Origin of the sequence: Jeotgalibaca ciconiae (assembly GCF_003955755.1) — a bacterium.
In the GTDB taxonomy this organism is placed as follows: domain Bacteria; phylum Bacillota; class Bacilli; order Lactobacillales; family Aerococcaceae; genus Jeotgalibaca; species Jeotgalibaca ciconiae.
Genome location: NZ_CP034465.1, coordinates 590,228 through 605,155, shown reverse-complemented (window position 1 = coordinate 605,155; position 14,928 = coordinate 590,228). Strand labels below are relative to the sequence as shown.

Genomic DNA, 14,928 nt, shown 5'->3' with positions numbered 1-14,928 from the left:
AAAAAGTTTATGAGACAACTAGATGAAATACTAACAGATGCCTATCACAAGAATGCCTCAGATGTCCATCTAGTAGCTGGATCACCGCCCATATTTAGGATTAATGGTGAATTACTTTCCCAAAAGAATAAAAAACTTACTCATGATGTAACAAAATTATTTGTTCAAGAAATTTTAACGGCAGATATGCAGGATATTTTGGAGGATAAGCGCGAGCTCGATTTTTCATATGGTATTAACGGGATTGCTCGTTTTAGAGTAAATGTCTTTTATCAAAGAAGTTCACTTTCACTAGCTTTTCGAATTATTTCAACGGAAATTCCAACCATTGAAAGCCTGGGGATTCCAGCGATTACCAAAGAGTTAGTTGAAAAACCTCATGGGTTATTTCTAGTAACAGGTCCAACAGGAAGTGGCAAAAGTACTACACTGGCATCGTTAATCGATTATATGAATCAAACAATGACCCGGCACATCATTACATTAGAAGATCCGATTGAATACTTACATGCTCACAAAAAATCGATTATTGAACAAAGAGAAATTGGTTTTGATACCCTCTCTTTCAAGAGTGGTTTGCGAGCGAGTCTAAGGCAAGACCCTGACGTTATTTTAGTGGGGGAATTGCGAGACCTAGAGACAATTTCTACGGCAATAACCGCATCTGAAACAGGTCATTTGGTGCTGGGAACCTTACATACTTCAAACGCAATCGGGAGCATTGAAAGAATGATTGATGTTTTCCCGGCTGAACAGAGAAGTCAGATTAGGATGATGCTGGCGAATGTTTTAATTGGGGTCTTATCGCAACGATTGATTCCAACTATCAAAGAAGCAGGACGGACAGCCGCGACGGAAATGCTGATTAATAATAGCGCGGTTAAGAATCTAATCCGCAGTGAAAAAATGCATCAGATTCAAAATGTTCTGCAAACTTCAGCCAGCCAAAGTATGCATACCATGGAAATGAGTATTAGCCGACTGGTAAAAGAAGAGAAAATTAGCCGATTTAATATAGATATTTAGCTGAAGGGAGGGAAACCAATGGCTGTATTTGCTTATAAAGCCAAGACAAAAGAAGGGAAAATTATGCGTGGAAAAATCGAAAGCTTCAGCAAAAAAGAAGCTTTGGATGAGTTGCGCCTGATGAATTTAATTGTCTTTGAAGTGGAACCGTTAAATACGATTTTGAATATGGAAATCAATCTGCGAGCAAGTCTGAAAATGAAAGACTTTATTGTCTTTCTAAGGCAGTTCTCTTCCTTAATCAGCTCAGGTATTCTGCTTGTTGATGCCATTGACCTGCTGAGAGACCAATCGACTAATCTTCTATTGAAAAGAGTTTTAGAAGATTTATCGATTGACGTCAAGGAAGGTTTGCTTTTGTCAGATGCTATGAAGAAACATCCAAAGATTTTTCCAGACTTGTTGATTCATATGATCCAGTCGGCTGAAGTGAGTGGGCAATTGGAAGAAGTATTGAACCAAATGGCCACTTACTACGAGAAGCAATATCGGATTAAACAAAAAGTCTCCACTGCTATGACTTATCCAATGGTTGTTGGTATCTTAGCCTTGTTGATTACCTCCTTTCTGCTTGTGTTTATCGTGCCTATATTCGGTGATATGTTTGCTTCCATGGGAGAAGAATTACCAGCCATAACACAGTTTGTTTTGACGATGAGCGGTTGGTTCCAAAATTATTGGTTCCTGATTTTATTGTCAGTAGCGGGTATTGTTATAACGTGCAGCTACTTAAGTAAGCAGGAGAAAACAGCTTATTATTTTGATTATATGCAATTAAAGATTCCGGTTATCGGTGTATTTGTCCAAAAGACATTGTTGGCTCGCATGACGCAAACCTTGAGTTCTTTGATCAATAGCTCGGTTCCTATTTTACAAGCGCTGGATGTAACTAGCCAAGTTGTTGGAAATCGGGTCGTAAAGGATGTTTTACTGGCGGCGAAAAAAGATGTTGAGCAAGGCGAATCCTTGGCGAAGCCTATGGACAGTCACTGGTTCTTTCCGAACTTGATTATCCAAATGATTCAAGTTGGAGAAGCCAGTGGATCCTTGGATGAGATGCTGAAAAAAGCATCAGATATCTACGACCAAGAAGTTGAAGAAGCTTCAGAAAAACTTCAATCAATGATTGAGCCCATTTTGATCATTTTTCTTTCGGGCATAGTCGGCGTAATTGTTTTATCCATAGTTGTTCCAATGTTTGGAATGTTTGAAAGCATCCAATAGTTGGAATAAAGTTAATCTGATGTAGATAACCTTTTGCCGGTCAAAAAGATGATTGGCAAAGTTAAATATCTAAAAACAAAAAAGATAGGGGAAAAAGAAATGAGAAATAGAATGAAACAGTTGTTGAACAAAGAAGATGGATTTACGTTGGTGGAACTATTAGGGGTTATTGTTATTTTAGGACTTATTATTGCGATTGCGATTCCAGGAATCGGTAAAATTGTAGAGAATGCTAGAGAAAAAACAGCAGATGCGCAACAAGAGTTAATTTTAGATGCGGCTCAACTGTATTTTCTTCAAGAAGGTGATAATGCAACAAGCGTTACTGTAGAAACGTTGATTGAAAAAGATTATTTAGAAGATAAACCTGGCCTTTCCGATAATGAAACTGTGATAACTCAAGAAGAAGCAAAAAGTGGTAAATTGACAAACAAAGAATCTGGCAATTAATTTGAAAAAAAGCAGGAAAGACTCCGTCTGGGGTCTTTCCTGCTATATAGGAGATTTTTATGTGTGAAATAACAACTTTTATTTTTTTCATATACGGTATTATATTTGGTTCATTTTTTAATGTTGTCGGCCTGAGAGTCCCTAACAACAGTCTGTTTTCGCCAACACGGTCTTATTGTGATACATGCCAGCGTACGTTGACATGGAAGGAACTGATTCCAATAGTGTCATATATTTTTCAAAAAGGAAAATGCCGTAAATGCAAGGAATCAATTTCAGCTATTTACCCCATTATGGAACTAACAACCGGACTGTTGGCAGCTTATACTTTCTATCGTTATGGTTGGAGCAGGGAACTCCTTTTCGGATTAGTTCTGATCAGCTTAGTTGTTCCATTAACAGTATCGGATCTGGCTTATAGAAAAATACCCAATAAGATTCTACTGTTTTTTTGTCCATTATTTTTGTTGTTAAGAATGGATGATTTCGTGCAGGCCTTGCTTGGAGCAACAGTTGCTTTTGTTATCCTTTTTCTAGTCACGTTGTTATCGAAGGGGGGAATGGGGGCAGGAGACTTAAAGTACTTTACATTACTGGGATTCATTTTCGGAACCTATCCGTTTTTGCTCCTATTTTTCTTATCAACTCTTTATGGTGCTGTGGGTGGAATCATTGTGATGGCAGTAAAAAAGAGTGGGAGAAAAACAAAAATTCCCTTTGGTCCATTCATTGGCTTAGCTGCACTAACCGTTTTTTACTTTGGCGAAGGAATTATTCAGTGGTATCTTGTTCTGCTTAGCTAAGTTTTCTTGACAATTGAAATTCTGACCACGGAGGTAAAACATGATATTTAAGAAGAAGCCGATATTATTTTTTGAGTTTTTAGAAAGACGAATTCGATACATAGCCGTGGATTCCCAATCACATTCAATCATTGAAAAAGAAGAAATTCTATTCGACACAGAGATTGTTTACGAAGGAAAAATTATGAATCCATCACTCGTTGTGAATCGTTTAAAAGCGCTTGTGGCAGAGAAAAAATGGAAAAATTCAAGAACTTCCATACTTCTGCCTGATGATTTTGTCATTATAAGAGAAGAAAAAGTTCCTTCTCAACTTACTCCATCCGAGATAAGAGACTATATTCGCTTACATATGAACCATTTGATTCGCACCCCTTTTAAGCAGACGAATTTCCATTTTGAAGTGTTAGAAAAAGAAGCAACAGAACAGACAATCTTGCTGATGCTCTATTCAAATGAGGTCATTATGCAATATGAATCGTTATTAGAAGATGCGGGCTTAAAGCCGGTTGTTGCTGATATTTCCTCTTTAAGCCTCTATCGAATTATCGAAAAACAGCAAGAAATCGGATTGGATGAAGAAAAGCATGTGCTTGTTTTACAATGGAGCCCTGTTAATAATTGTATGAGTGTGTTTCATCAAGGAATGCCAAAGTTTATTCGTCATTCACGGTCTGCTCGTCTTACGGATTTGTGGAATGTGACCAAAGAGGGCGAATGGAAATGGAAAGGTAGCGAAGAGTCCCTTCATGAAACCATTAGCGACATGTTGGATATCTTAGAACGTTTTCTGGAGTTTTATCGGTATTCGGTTATGGACGGAAAAGAAGGTGTAACGGATATTTTTTTATCGGGAGATTTTCCTAATATAAAAAATTTACAACACCAGCTCTCCAAACGTTTTTATCTTCCGATTCATGAACTAGGTATTTCTGAAGAAGTCGGGGCTGCCTTTCTTCCATTATATGGGCTATCTTTGAAGGAAAAGAAAAATGTAGTTCAAGCATTGAAAAAAGGGAAAGGGGAGAAAGACTAGTATGTTTGAAGTCAATTTTTTTGAAAAGAAACAAAGAAACCTTCTTCCTCACTTAATGAGCGGAATTTTTGCGATCCTTTTTATTGCGATGGGAATTTATTTTTTCCTTTCCTATACTCACTATGTCCAAACAGACGAAACAAATAAAAATTGGCTTCGGGAAGAAGCAGATCAATTAGCAATTTCTCGCCAGATGGAAAAATATGATCAACTAACGAAACGATTGACAGAAAATAAAGCAATATTTGAAGGAAAACAATATCCAATGAGTGGGGTAGTCAGAGAATTAGCCGCTCAAGTTCCTAATGAAGAAAAATCTATTTCAATATTTGGCTTGAATGAATCAAATCAAGCAACATTAGTTCTTGAAAAAATGTCTATTGACGAAATATCTGAAACAATCAATCGATTCAATGAGCTTCCGTATATTAAGAATACACATTTGATTCGTATCGAAAATCAAACCTCCGAACCAGAATCTCTCGTCGAATTAAGAGTAGAACTGGATGAAGAAATTCTGCGAGAGGAGGTTCGTCCATGAGACTAAAATGGGACCGATTATCTATATCCCTCTTGCTCATTTTCGTGATTGTCCTTTTGAGCGTGTTCTTTTACGGGAATCGATATTTACTCAGTCCAATAAAAGAGCAGGCGGATCGGACAACAAGACTGGTAAACGAGCAAAAAGAGTTAATGGCTCTGTATCCCTCGGAAGAAGCGCTGCTTGAGGAATACCAAGAATACTATGAAGAAACGTGGAATTTTTTACCTGAAGGAGAAATGGTTAATCAAGAAATCGTTGCTTTAGAGAAACTTGCCACAGAAGAAAAGGTAGCTTTAAGGCAAGTTTCACGTGTTAGTGAACCTCAATCAATCGAAGAATTGGATGAGAGCTATATGAAAAGCGGCTATCAGGTAGAAATCAGCAGTGATAATTCTGAAAATATGCAAAATTTAATTGAACGTCTAATGGAATTTGAGCGTATTTGGAATATATACTCCTTTAACTTCGAAAAAAATGGAGAGAATGGCTACCAAGGAGCCTTTATCTTCGAATTATTTTATCACATAGAATCAGTTCCGCGGAGTAAAGAATAATAATTGTATTGTACCTTTTTGAATGAGGAGATTGTTTGTGTGAAGCTATGAAGATTTTGGGCTCGTGTCCCATTTTTTTCTTCCTATAGCTACAAGCAATCGCCTATTTTTTAGTAAATAAAAGATTTATTTTAAAAATAGTTCAGCCAAAAAGCAAAGACCCTATTCAAACAGGGTTCTTCTTTAATCTCAGTGGTTAGGACTTCTTGTTGACTTCATTGTTATCAAAATGATAATATTATCATAAAGATAACAATGAAGGAGAAATTATTGATGGAAATAAAAAAATTATTACAATGCATGAAAAATCCCATAAAGTCTCAAATAGTATTGAGTTTATACCAACACCCCGTTTTAACCCCACAAGAGCTTTTAGAACTTAATGATTCTATATCCCAAGCGACTTTATATAGAACTTTAAAAAAAATGGAAGAAGAAGAAATTCTAGAAGTTGCCTCCAAAACTCAAAAAAGAGGGGCTATCGAAAAAAGTTACAAATTAGCGGAATCCATGTTGAATTTTGGTAATTCAGTTATATCATTAAACGACGGGGATGCTTATGCAAAGATGTTTTCTGATTTTGTTACCGAATTATTAGTAGAGTTCGACAATTATTCTAAGCAAGAACCTATTAACATTGCCGAAGATGGTTCAGGATTTAGTGCTGTTCCTATTTATGCAACGACTGATGAACTAGCAGTATATGGGAAAGAAATAAAAAAAATCTTAGAACCAGCTTTCAAAAGAACCAATCCTGAACAAGATTTACATACTTTTGCAACAATAATTACCCCTCCAGGAAAGGAAAAAAAGTAAAAGAAACAAAAAGAAGGAGAGAAAAAAATGTTTAAAGTCTTGTTATCTATTGTAGGAGTGTTGCTGATAATTGGGGGGATTTTTGGATTTAGAATTTATAAACTGTCAAAAATAACTACTGGAGAAAAGATAGTAGAAAATTCGCGTCCTAAGAGTGCGTTATTAGTTCTTGATATTCAAAATGATACATTGGGAATTAAAGAATACGGCAATACAGATTCTTTAATGAATAATATCAATTCTGCAATTACGTATGCAGAAAATAATCATATTGATATTCTTTATTTAACACAAGGTTTTTCCAATCCTATTGATAAATTGCTGTCTGGAGGATTATATAAAAAAGGTTCAGTTGGTGCAGAATTGAGCAGTCAACTTCGTGTATTATCTCCACATATTTTCAGCAAAGAAAAAACAGATGCATTTTCTAGCAATGAATTAGAAGAATATTTGCTAAAAGAAGGTATAACTACTCTTTATCTGATTGGGGCAGATGCTTCTGCCTGTGTATATAAAACCGCACTGGGAGGAAGAAATAGGGGATATGAAGTGATCGTTTTAAGCGATGCTGTTTTTTCAATTAATGATACATTTCTTGATAGAGCCCTTGCTAATTACAAGAAAAATAAAATTAAAACACGTGTCTTGTCAGAGTTTATGAATTAAAAAATTGGTGAAGAACGTGGAAGTATAAATAAATAAAAAATCTACGAATACACAAAATAACAGAAACATTATTCACTTTACGCTGTCTCATATAGGACTCTCAATATGACGGTGTAAAGTGAATGATAAGGGTCAAATAAATTGAGAAATTCATGTGTGCTCCTGCGAGAGCGTTGGGCTGAAATTCCTTAGTGCTAATCGACAGATAAGTTTATAATGCAAGTCGACGTATTTCTTTTTGATAGATTTCGTTGCAAATTTTTTCAAAATCATTTTTATTCCGTAATAGGTAATGGATGTGATTTAGTTTATTTACATTTTTAGAATAATTCAGCCAAAAAACGATTCCGCTATCTGGTCCATATTTTGTATTCATATACTCGTATGCTTCTTTAATCAGTGTCGATTGGGAAGTGATTTTTTTCTTTTGGACTGCATACTGCATGGTTCTAATAAGAATACGTTCAAAGTCGATATCTCGATCGGCTTCAGAAATAATCTTTCCGTAAATAGAACGCGGCTCATAATCAATCGAAGCACGATGATCCTCGATTGCTTCTCCAATTATTTTTATTTCATCCAAACTAAAATAAGTCCTCATATATTCATCAGACTCGAAAATTTCTTTCGACTTTACTTCATGTAATTTTCTACCGTAAAGCATACCAATATCATGAAAGGCAGCAACTGTATAAACCACATCTTGGTTCACTTGATAGCTGGTCATAATTTCAAAACTATTTTGGATAACTTGTTCAACATGAATGCTTGAATGACTTTCATCAAGTAAATCATATTGAGGAATAATGTGTTGCTCGATATATAATTGTAACTCTTTGTTAATAACATCACTCAATGGACTAGTGCACAACCTTTCTATACATTGCTTCTCTGTCTTTTAGTTGATACTCTAATTGCTCAATATAGTATTCTGTAGTTTTCATTTTATTCATTTCAATCGATTATACTATATTCAAATATTTTCACATAATTTATTCTTCTGTTAGATACTAGTTGTAAATGAAGCAAGGGTGTTTTTGAGTGTTAACTGAAATATTGAGTATACTTGAACTAATTGGTTTAGGTTAAATAGAAAACTGTACTAATGATTTACTATTTCAGAGAAATTAAAAGAAGCTTATGCTGGCATATAAACATTTAAGACTGAAAATGAGTGATATATTGCTAAAGAGATTAATCATGATGAAAAGAGAAGGAAACTGAAATTCATTTTCTTCTCTTTTTAAAGTATTTTTTTGTAGCTCTCATGAGTTATAATTGTATTGAAAAACAAAAAATAAATTAAAAAAATGAACTATCACTTCCTCTATACAAAATTCATATGAAAAGTTTTCTCGTTCAACCGATTTGGTTTCCATCCTAGTTAATTTAAGGATGACTTACAAGCTTCTCTTTCATTTAGCCAGCGTCAGCAACACAGCATCTTACTTCGTCTTGTTTCGCACGAGCTATATCGATTTTCTAGTGGTCATAGATTTCTCAAGAACCTCTTATTGAGCGGTTCTCCTTACCGAACATTTTGGGGTTTTAGGCAAACTTCCCCTTGGCTCTGTCTAGTTTTTTTGTGAGGAGTATTTAAATATATTATTGGATATGTAAAACACCGTTTGATAAACTTTCGTATTAGAGAGTTTTACATACATTTATCTTGTAGTACTCATAGCTTCCTAACTATTTTGATTGTACTAAGATGACTCGTTCATTAATTTCTTTTGAAGAGAACAATTTCCAATATTTATAGTAAGATATATAAATAGTAATAAAAACTAGGAAGGGACAAAAAATGAACATTCAATTATTTTTACTGGATAATGCTTATATATATTTGCTGATTATCTTTATTTGTACATTCATCTACTATGTTGCATTAAAATTAAAAGGTTCTGGTTCACAGTTAGTGGTTGTTCTTGGTTTTCTTTTTGTTTTTATTATCTTTTTCTTTTTAGGAGGCACGATCCCATTTTTTCAGTGGAGGTATTCAGAAGGATTAGGCCGAGTGATGTTTACAGGATTCTTGATAGCTTTTGTTTGTTCATCGCTTGTCTATCTGCTAGTGAGGAAACAAAAGATTCTTATCCATTCTCTTGAGCTTGCACTACTGATTCTTTTGTATGTCGGATTAGTACGATTGTACAACCACGATCTTCTGATGACGATCATTCAACTTTCACTAGTCTCTTTGTTTCTGATGAAAAACAAACAAATCTATGAGGCGAAATAAAATAAAAAATTGAAACTGTTAGATGAAATATATGTCCTATTATTTCATTTAACAGTTTTTTTGTTAGTTTATTTTTGTTGTATTTGCAACAAAAATAACTTAAAATAAGTAAAGAGTATGCGAAGGAGGTAAGTTGTGACTAAGATATTAAGAGAAATCGGAATGATTGCTAGAGCGTTGGACTCAATCGCAAATATTGAGTTCAAGGAATATGATTTGACACGTGGGCAGTATTTATATCTTGTGCGGATTTACGAGAATCCAGGAATCATTCAGGAAAAATTAGCAGAAATGATTAAAGTAGATCGGACGACTGCTGCGCGGGCGATAAAAAAATTAGAAACGAATGGTTTTATTGAAAAACGATCTGATAAAGAGAATAAAAAAATCAAAAAGCTTTTCCCAACAGAAAAGGGAAAGGAACTTGCCCCCTATATTATAAAAGAAAACAACTACTCGAATGAAGTTGCTCTACAAGGTTTATCGCAAGAAGAAGTGGCCACCCTAGCTTCTCTTTTAGAAAAAGCACGGAAAAATGTAGAAATTGATTGGGAACAAGTAAAGAAAGGCCATAAACGAAATTACTAAGAGAAATGAGGGTCATTCATGACGATTGAACTAAAAAAATGTACGATAGAGGATTTACAAGCTTTACAAAAAATCAGTATTGAAACATACCGCGATACTTTTGACGAACACAACACCGAAGAGAATATGAAAGCCTATCTAGATAAAGCGTATAACGTACAACAACTAGAAAAAGAACTACTTACGAAAGATACATTCTTTTACTTTTTGTACGATGAGAATCGATTAGCGGGATATTCAAAAATTAACATCAACCAAGCACAGACAGAAAAAAGAACGGCAGATTCCTTAGAAGTAGAGAGAATCTATATCAAGCCTCTTTTTAAAGGAAAAGGATTTGGCAAAATGTTAATAAATAAAGCAATTGAACTTGCTCAAAAAAATAGCAAAAATAGTATTTGGTTAGGCGTATGGGAACATAATTCTCCTGCTCAAGCTTTTTACGAAAAGATGGGCTTTACCCGAACGGGTGCTCATTCATTTTTCATGGGTGATGACGAACAATTAGATTTTATAATGACGAAAAAATTAAGTTAAATGAAGAAAACTGAAATAAGAGGTTAACACCACTAAGAAAGAAGACGAGCAGATCAAATGCTTTTCTTCTTTTTTTATTTCATATAGTAAGGCAGTCTTTGAGCACCACTGAATGAAATTAAAGTGGAATTTCATTCAGTGGGAAGCTTTTTAATAGTCTACTAGACGAATAAGTGCTATTTATTCGTTTAGTGAGAGGAAATCGTACTTTGACTAGAAGAATAAATGAAGTTAGTTCCATTTTAAAGCTGAAATTTCTTGAGGATGTATCAGATCGCTTAAGGTAAAATTAAAATACACTTCATTATTTTGATAACACTAGCTCGGAAGTTGTGATGATAAGCAATGTTACAAAAACTTGCTCGGTATTAAAAAACTTCTTCGCTTTTTCAAGATTGAAATTGGATAATCATCCAATATGCGCGAAAATATTGATATAATGAGAAACAAGTATGGTAAATATTTTAAAGTTTAGCTTTTATAGTTCGATTATTGAGGAGGAAAATATGTATTACTGTGGGATTGATCTGGGCGGGACCAATATTAAAGTCGGTATCTTCGATCAGGAATTTAATCAAGTATGTGAAATTAGAAAGAAAACCAATGAGCATTTAGGACCGAAAGTAGTTATTTTTACTATTGTTGAGGCAATCCACCAAGCAATACATACTATGGAATTATCTGAAAAGGATTTGTACTCAATTGGAATGGGTGTTCCAGGAATCATGGATATTGAAAAAGGAATATCTATTTTCTCTCCCAATTTTACCGATTGGTCAGATGTTCCGATTATTCAAGAAATAAAAGCACATATAGATGTGCCAATTTTTATTGATAATGATGTCCGTGTGAATTTATACGGCGAGTGGTTTTTTGGTAAAGGGAAGGGGAAGGAAAACCTGGTCTTGTTAACGATTGGAACTGGCTTGGGTGCTGGTGTGGTAGTAAATAATCAGGTTTTGTATGGAGCCAAGAATAGCGCTGGCGAAGTGGGACATATGAACGTTGTCATCGGCGGACGAGAATGCAAATGTGGAAGCAAAGGTTGCTTAGGACGATACGTGTCTGCGAGAGGGATCCAGAGGACTTTTATGGAAAAAGTGGAGCATCGTGAAAGTATTGTGACAAAGTGGCTTAACGATGATTACTCTTTACTGACACCGGAAATTATTTCTAAAGGGTTCGATAGTGGAGACGCAGTATGTGTGGAGGTTTTTCAGGAGAGCGGAGAGTTTTTAGGATACGGCTTAAAAAATATCATGAACCTTTTTAATCCAGAACGCATAATCATTGGTGGAGGTGTATCAAAAGCTGGAGACAGGTTATTGAACAGTGCCAAAGAGATTGTATCTAACCATGCTTTGAAGGTTTCTCAAACGGCTTGCGATATCGTGATTGGTGAATTAAGTGACTTTGCTGGAGTTATTGGCGCGGCTGCGTATGGTAAAATGAAAGCTGAACAAGGAGAGTTAAACGAGCTGATTTAAACAGGAAGGAGTCTGGTTATGCGATATCTACAATCTATCACCTTTCCTGACCGAGAAAGAGAATTCGATTTTTTTATCGAAATCAAGCGAACGGTCTATGATTCATTTTATCCTTTTCAAATTCTGTCTAAGCACCGATTTGAAAGAATAGATTTTGAACCGATTACCTTATTATATGGTGGGAACGGTTCCGGGAAAACAACAGCATTAAACATTATTGCAGAAAAACTGGAGCTGCAACGAGATTCCAACTTTAACAAATCAAACTTTTTTTCAGATTATCTTTCTTTTTGCGATGTGGAATTCGAACGAGCGATCCCTGGTCATAGCAGGATTATTACCAGTGATGATGTGTTTGATTATATTTTAAATGTTCGTTCCTTGAATGACGGGATCGATTCAAAACGTGAAGACTTATTCGAAGAATATTTAGAAGTGAAGCACTCAAAATTTCAAATGCGTTCCCTGGAAGATTATGAACAATTACGAAAAGTAGTCTTATCAAGAAGCAAGACCCAATCACGTTATGTGCGCAATGAATTGATGGATAATGTTCGAGAATTTTCAAACGGTGAAAATGCCTTCCATTACTTTACCAATAAGATCGAAGAAAACGGGCTCTACGTATTGGATGAGCCAGAAAATAGCCTGTCTCCCGCCAGACAATTGGAGCTGATGAAATTCATTGAAGATTCAGCCCGTTTTTTCGGCTGCCAATTCATCATTTCAACTCATTCACCTTTCTTCTTAGCCATTCGTGAAGCAAAAATCTATGATTTGGATTCTGATCCAGTTGATGTAAAAAAATGGACCGAATTAGAAAACGTCCAGGCTTATTATCAATTTTTCAAAGAGCATGGGGATGAATTTGAATAGTTTAAAAATGGAGAAGGGAATGGGACAAAAGTCGTTGCAATCTTCAAAAATTTAGAGCTTGACGAGCTGGATCAAATGGTCGATAGAATTATGTAGCAGTCTTGGAACGAGAATGAGTTAGTTCCAAAGTTTAGATAGAAGAATAAGATGAAGCTCCTGCCCGTAACCGGACAGGAGCTTTTCGTTGTAGACTAGAGAATTATAAGTTCAGCCATCAATGTCTAGCTCCCAAGTCCTGCCCTAGTGAAAAAAAGATAAATTTGCCCCATTGCGCGCTTCGCTGCTCGCTAACGCATATCATTCGACTAACCCGCTGAAGCGTGAAGTCTCCTGACAATTCAGGGTCAAATTTCCTATTTTTTCATAGGTCAAGGCGGACTTGTTCGCTTTTCTTACTATTATTCATTAGCTAAAAATGATAGAATCTCATTTTCAGTTGTCAGAATGAGTGAGGGAATCGTAAAACCATCATCATACTTTCTTGTTCCGTAAACCCCTGTCACTTCTATTTTGGGGTCTGTAAAAATTAATTCGACCATGTAGGAAGTACACATTTTTTATATTGTGTAGCTTCCTTCCCATTTTTGTGGGTTTGTTTGGTCAGATAAAATAAATGTCTCAACTCCATAATAGCTTTACTAAGCATTGCTAAGAGCCTTCAAACTCCGGTTTGAAGGCTCTTTTGCTTTTTACACTTTGTTAGCAAATGCTATAAACGATTACCATTTCCATTACTAGTAGAAAAAGGGTAATGGTTTTTGATTTGTCTGTTGAGACGGCGTTTCTAAGATGATTTCAAGTTGGTTGGTGCATAGTTGCTCGTTAAAATCTTTCGGAATCGCTGTCATATAAACGTTCATGAACGATTTTTTTTAAAAATCAGGTGATTAAGAATTATAACCAAGAATAATTGTCCAATACAAAGTGTATATCGAAACCAGTGCAATTACTAAACCTATAATCATATTGAGTAAGGATGAGATTTTGCTTTGTTTACGTATTTTTCTTCCACTAACTATAAGCAAAATTCCCCCAATTAAAAAAATAAGTTCGAATAATAATACAGGCCATCTGAGCTCTATTGCTCGTTGTATCAAGTCCATAAGACGTCTCCTTTATTTAATATTTTATAACTAGTCATTAATTTTCCATAAACTTCGCAAATTTATCTGCGGTATCTTTCTTCTCTTCTTTTGTGACATGAGCATAGATATTTATTGTTGTTTGAATATCCGTGTTCCCTAGACGAGCCTGAACATCTTTTATTGAAGCTCCCATAGAGAAGAGGACACTACAATGCGTGTGTCGCAACCCATGAACGGTAATTTGTTTGAGTCCATTACGCTTTTGCACATTTCTCATACGGTCATTCGGTACGTTAATAGAATAAAAGTTATTTCTCGTATTCGCAAAAATATGTTGATCGGGTGTATTTGTATTAAAGCCAAGTTTCAGCATGAATTGAGCCTGATACATCTTCCACTGCTTTAAAAGCTTCATCGAATCATAATCCATATCAATTACTCTTCGACCGTTCACTGTCTTCGTAGGTTGCACGATAATCTTGTTATTTAAGCCTCTAGTGAGTGTTTCGTTGATATTGAGTGTAGATGTATCAAAATCAATATCGGACCATTTAAGAGCCAATAGTTCTGATTTACGAGCACCGCTATAAGCTAATAATCTGAAATAGGTATACCAATTCAATTCTAAATCTTCTTTTACATAATCTAAGAACTCGTTTAATTCTTCTTTGCTATAGAAATTCTCAAATTCACTTTCTTCAATCGTTTCAATCCGTTTTGGAATTGTCACTTTATCAAATGGATTGCTGTCGATAATATCCATTCTTAACGCATAATCAAACACACGATTTGCATAATTCTTTATACGTCTATAATTGACTAGCTTATCACGCCACTTATTTAATTCAGACTGGCAATGATCAGGTTTTATTTCACGAATGTTCATCCCATCAAAAGAGGGGACAATGTGATTTTTGAAGTCACGCATCGTTTTGTTGAGTGTGGACTCTTGAACGTTATCTATATATTCAGATTCTAACCACAAATCATAAAC

The 14,928-nt window shown here is 35.2% G+C and carries 17 protein-coding genes and 1 pseudogene; 14 read left to right on the top strand and 4 right to left on the bottom strand.

All coding sequences use genetic code 11. The annotated features are described in order from the left end of the window. The first annotated feature begins 9 nt into the window (after positions 1–9). The 9 genes from EJN90_RS02745 (at position 10) to EJN90_RS02705 (ending at position 7,119) form a co-directional block, all read left to right on the top strand. Complete coding sequence (locus EJN90_RS02745; protein ID WP_126108765.1) at positions 10–1,026, top strand: type IV pilus twitching motility protein PilT; 1,017 nt, start codon at positions 10–12, stop codon at positions 1,024–1,026. Between the two features lie 18 nt (positions 1,027–1,044). Continuing rightward, complete coding sequence (locus EJN90_RS02740; RefSeq protein WP_126108764.1) at positions 1,045–2,250, top strand: type II secretion system F family protein; 1,206 nt, start codon at positions 1,045–1,047, stop codon at positions 2,248–2,250. 99 nt (positions 2,251–2,349) lie between these two features. Beyond that, positions 2,350–2,700, top strand: coding sequence for a prepilin-type N-terminal cleavage/methylation domain-containing protein (locus tag EJN90_RS02735; protein ID WP_126108763.1), 351 nt, complete (start codon positions 2,350–2,352; stop codon positions 2,698–2,700). Positions 2,701–2,759: 59 nt separating this feature from the next. Continuing rightward, the gene (locus tag EJN90_RS02730) at positions 2,760–3,503 is read left to right on the top strand and encodes a prepilin peptidase (protein ID WP_126108762.1); all 744 of its coding nucleotides are present in this window, start codon (positions 2,760–2,762) and stop codon (positions 3,501–3,503) included. A 40-nt stretch (positions 3,504–3,543) separates the two neighbouring features. After that, a complete protein-coding gene (pilM, locus tag EJN90_RS02725) occupies positions 3,544–4,539 on the top strand; it encodes a type IV pilus biogenesis protein PilM (RefSeq protein WP_126108761.1) in 996 nt (331 codons plus the stop codon). Position 4,540: 1 nt separating this feature from the next. After that, a complete protein-coding gene (locus tag EJN90_RS02720) occupies positions 4,541–5,080 on the top strand; it encodes a hypothetical protein (protein ID WP_126108760.1) in 540 nt (179 codons plus the stop codon). Continuing rightward, on the top strand, positions 5,077–5,637 hold the full coding sequence (locus tag EJN90_RS02715) for a hypothetical protein (RefSeq protein WP_126108759.1): 561 nt from the start codon (positions 5,077–5,079) through the stop codon (positions 5,635–5,637). The genes EJN90_RS02720 and EJN90_RS02715 overlap by 4 nt, the downstream gene beginning before the upstream one ends. Positions 5,638–5,910: 273 nt before the next feature. Next, entirely contained in the window at positions 5,911–6,453 is a 543-nt protein-coding gene (locus EJN90_RS02710; RefSeq protein ID WP_164543985.1) for a helix-turn-helix domain-containing protein, read from the top strand. A gap of 27 nt (positions 6,454–6,480) precedes the next feature. Next, on the top strand, positions 6,481–7,119 hold the full coding sequence (locus EJN90_RS02705; protein ID WP_126108757.1) for a cysteine hydrolase: 639 nt from the start codon (positions 6,481–6,483) through the stop codon (positions 7,117–7,119). Between the two features lie 211 nt (positions 7,120–7,330). Here the strand turns inward: EJN90_RS02705 and EJN90_RS02700 are convergent, their stop codons facing one another. Next, entirely contained in the window at positions 7,331–7,975 is a 645-nt protein-coding gene (locus tag EJN90_RS02700) for an HD domain-containing protein (RefSeq protein ID WP_126108756.1), read from the bottom strand. A 948-nt stretch (positions 7,976–8,923) separates the two neighbouring features. Here EJN90_RS02700 and EJN90_RS02695 point away from each other — a divergent pair. The 5 genes from EJN90_RS02695 (at position 8,924) to EJN90_RS02675 (ending at position 12,849) form a co-directional block, all read left to right on the top strand. Next, complete coding sequence (locus tag EJN90_RS02695; protein WP_126108755.1) at positions 8,924–9,361, top strand: hypothetical protein; 438 nt, start codon at positions 8,924–8,926, stop codon at positions 9,359–9,361. A gap of 135 nt (positions 9,362–9,496) precedes the next feature. Then, positions 9,497–9,949, top strand: a complete 453-nt coding sequence (locus tag EJN90_RS02690; RefSeq protein ID WP_126108754.1) for a MarR family winged helix-turn-helix transcriptional regulator — start codon at positions 9,497–9,499, stop codon at positions 9,947–9,949. Positions 9,950–9,967: 18 nt separating this feature from the next. Continuing rightward, a complete protein-coding gene (locus EJN90_RS02685; protein ID WP_126108753.1) occupies positions 9,968–10,486 on the top strand; it encodes a GNAT family N-acetyltransferase in 519 nt (172 codons plus the stop codon). Positions 10,487–10,938: 452 nt separating this feature from the next. Then, positions 10,939–11,973: an ROK family protein gene (locus tag EJN90_RS02680; protein ID WP_227872560.1), complete on the top strand. Its 1,035-nt coding sequence runs from the start codon at positions 10,939–10,941 to the stop codon at positions 11,971–11,973. A gap of 18 nt (positions 11,974–11,991) precedes the next feature. Next, positions 11,992–12,849: an AAA family ATPase gene (locus EJN90_RS02675; protein ID WP_126108752.1), complete on the top strand. Its 858-nt coding sequence runs from the start codon at positions 11,992–11,994 to the stop codon at positions 12,847–12,849. Positions 12,850–13,247: 398 nt separating this feature from the next. On the opposite strand, the gene EJN90_RS13840 is transcribed toward EJN90_RS02675, so the two are convergent. The 3 genes and pseudogenes from EJN90_RS13840 to EJN90_RS14165 form a co-directional block, all read right to left on the bottom strand. Beyond that, entirely contained in the window at positions 13,248–13,388 is a 141-nt protein-coding gene (locus EJN90_RS13840) for a hypothetical protein (protein ID WP_164543984.1), read from the bottom strand. A gap of 601 nt (positions 13,389–13,989) precedes the next feature. Continuing rightward, on the bottom strand, positions 13,990–14,697 hold the full coding sequence (locus EJN90_RS02670; protein WP_265415847.1) for a site-specific integrase: 708 nt from the start codon (positions 14,695–14,697) through the stop codon (positions 13,990–13,992). Next, a pseudogene (locus tag EJN90_RS14165) lies at positions 14,680–14,928 on the bottom strand (tyrosine-type recombinase/integrase); the annotation flags it as partial. The pseudogene EJN90_RS14165 and the gene EJN90_RS02670, both read right to left, overlap by 18 nt.

What these genes read in the sequence shown, in the direction of transcription:
- EJN90_RS02710 (WP_164543985.1), top strand. Translation starts at nt 5,911, where the DNA reads ATGGAAATAAAAAAATTATTACAATGCATGAAAAATCCCATAAAGTCT.
- EJN90_RS02715 (WP_126108759.1), top strand. Translation starts at nt 5,077, where the DNA reads ATGAGACTAAAATGGGACCGATTATCTATATCCCTCTTGCTCATTTTC.
- EJN90_RS02705 (WP_126108757.1), top strand. Translation starts at nt 6,481, where the DNA reads ATGTTTAAAGTCTTGTTATCTATTGTAGGAGTGTTGCTGATAATTGGG.
- EJN90_RS02740 (WP_126108764.1), top strand. Translation starts at nt 1,045, where the DNA reads ATGGCTGTATTTGCTTATAAAGCCAAGACAAAAGAAGGGAAAATTATG.
- EJN90_RS02675 (WP_126108752.1), top strand. Translation starts at nt 11,992, where the DNA reads ATGCGATATCTACAATCTATCACCTTTCCTGACCGAGAAAGAGAATTC.
- EJN90_RS02745 (WP_126108765.1), top strand. Translation starts at nt 10, where the DNA reads ATGAGACAACTAGATGAAATACTAACAGATGCCTATCACAAGAATGCC.
- EJN90_RS02720 (WP_126108760.1), top strand. Translation starts at nt 4,541, where the DNA reads ATGTTTGAAGTCAATTTTTTTGAAAAGAAACAAAGAAACCTTCTTCCT.
- EJN90_RS02685 (WP_126108753.1), top strand. Translation starts at nt 9,968, where the DNA reads ATGACGATTGAACTAAAAAAATGTACGATAGAGGATTTACAAGCTTTA.
- EJN90_RS02730 (WP_126108762.1), top strand. Translation starts at nt 2,760, where the DNA reads ATGTGTGAAATAACAACTTTTATTTTTTTCATATACGGTATTATATTT.
- EJN90_RS02680 (WP_227872560.1), top strand. Translation starts at nt 10,939, where the DNA reads ATGGTAAATATTTTAAAGTTTAGCTTTTATAGTTCGATTATTGAGGAG.
- EJN90_RS02695 (WP_126108755.1), top strand. Translation starts at nt 8,924, where the DNA reads ATGAACATTCAATTATTTTTACTGGATAATGCTTATATATATTTGCTG.
- pilM (WP_126108761.1), top strand. Translation starts at nt 3,544, where the DNA reads ATGATATTTAAGAAGAAGCCGATATTATTTTTTGAGTTTTTAGAAAGA.
- EJN90_RS02735 (WP_126108763.1), top strand. Translation starts at nt 2,350, where the DNA reads ATGAGAAATAGAATGAAACAGTTGTTGAACAAAGAAGATGGATTTACG.
- EJN90_RS02670 (WP_265415847.1), bottom strand. Translation starts at nt 14,697, where the DNA reads ATGGATATTATCGACAGCAATCCATTTGATAAAGTGACAATTCCAAAA.
- EJN90_RS13840 (WP_164543984.1), bottom strand. Translation starts at nt 13,388, where the DNA reads ATGGTCGAATTAATTTTTACAGACCCCAAAATAGAAGTGACAGGGGTT.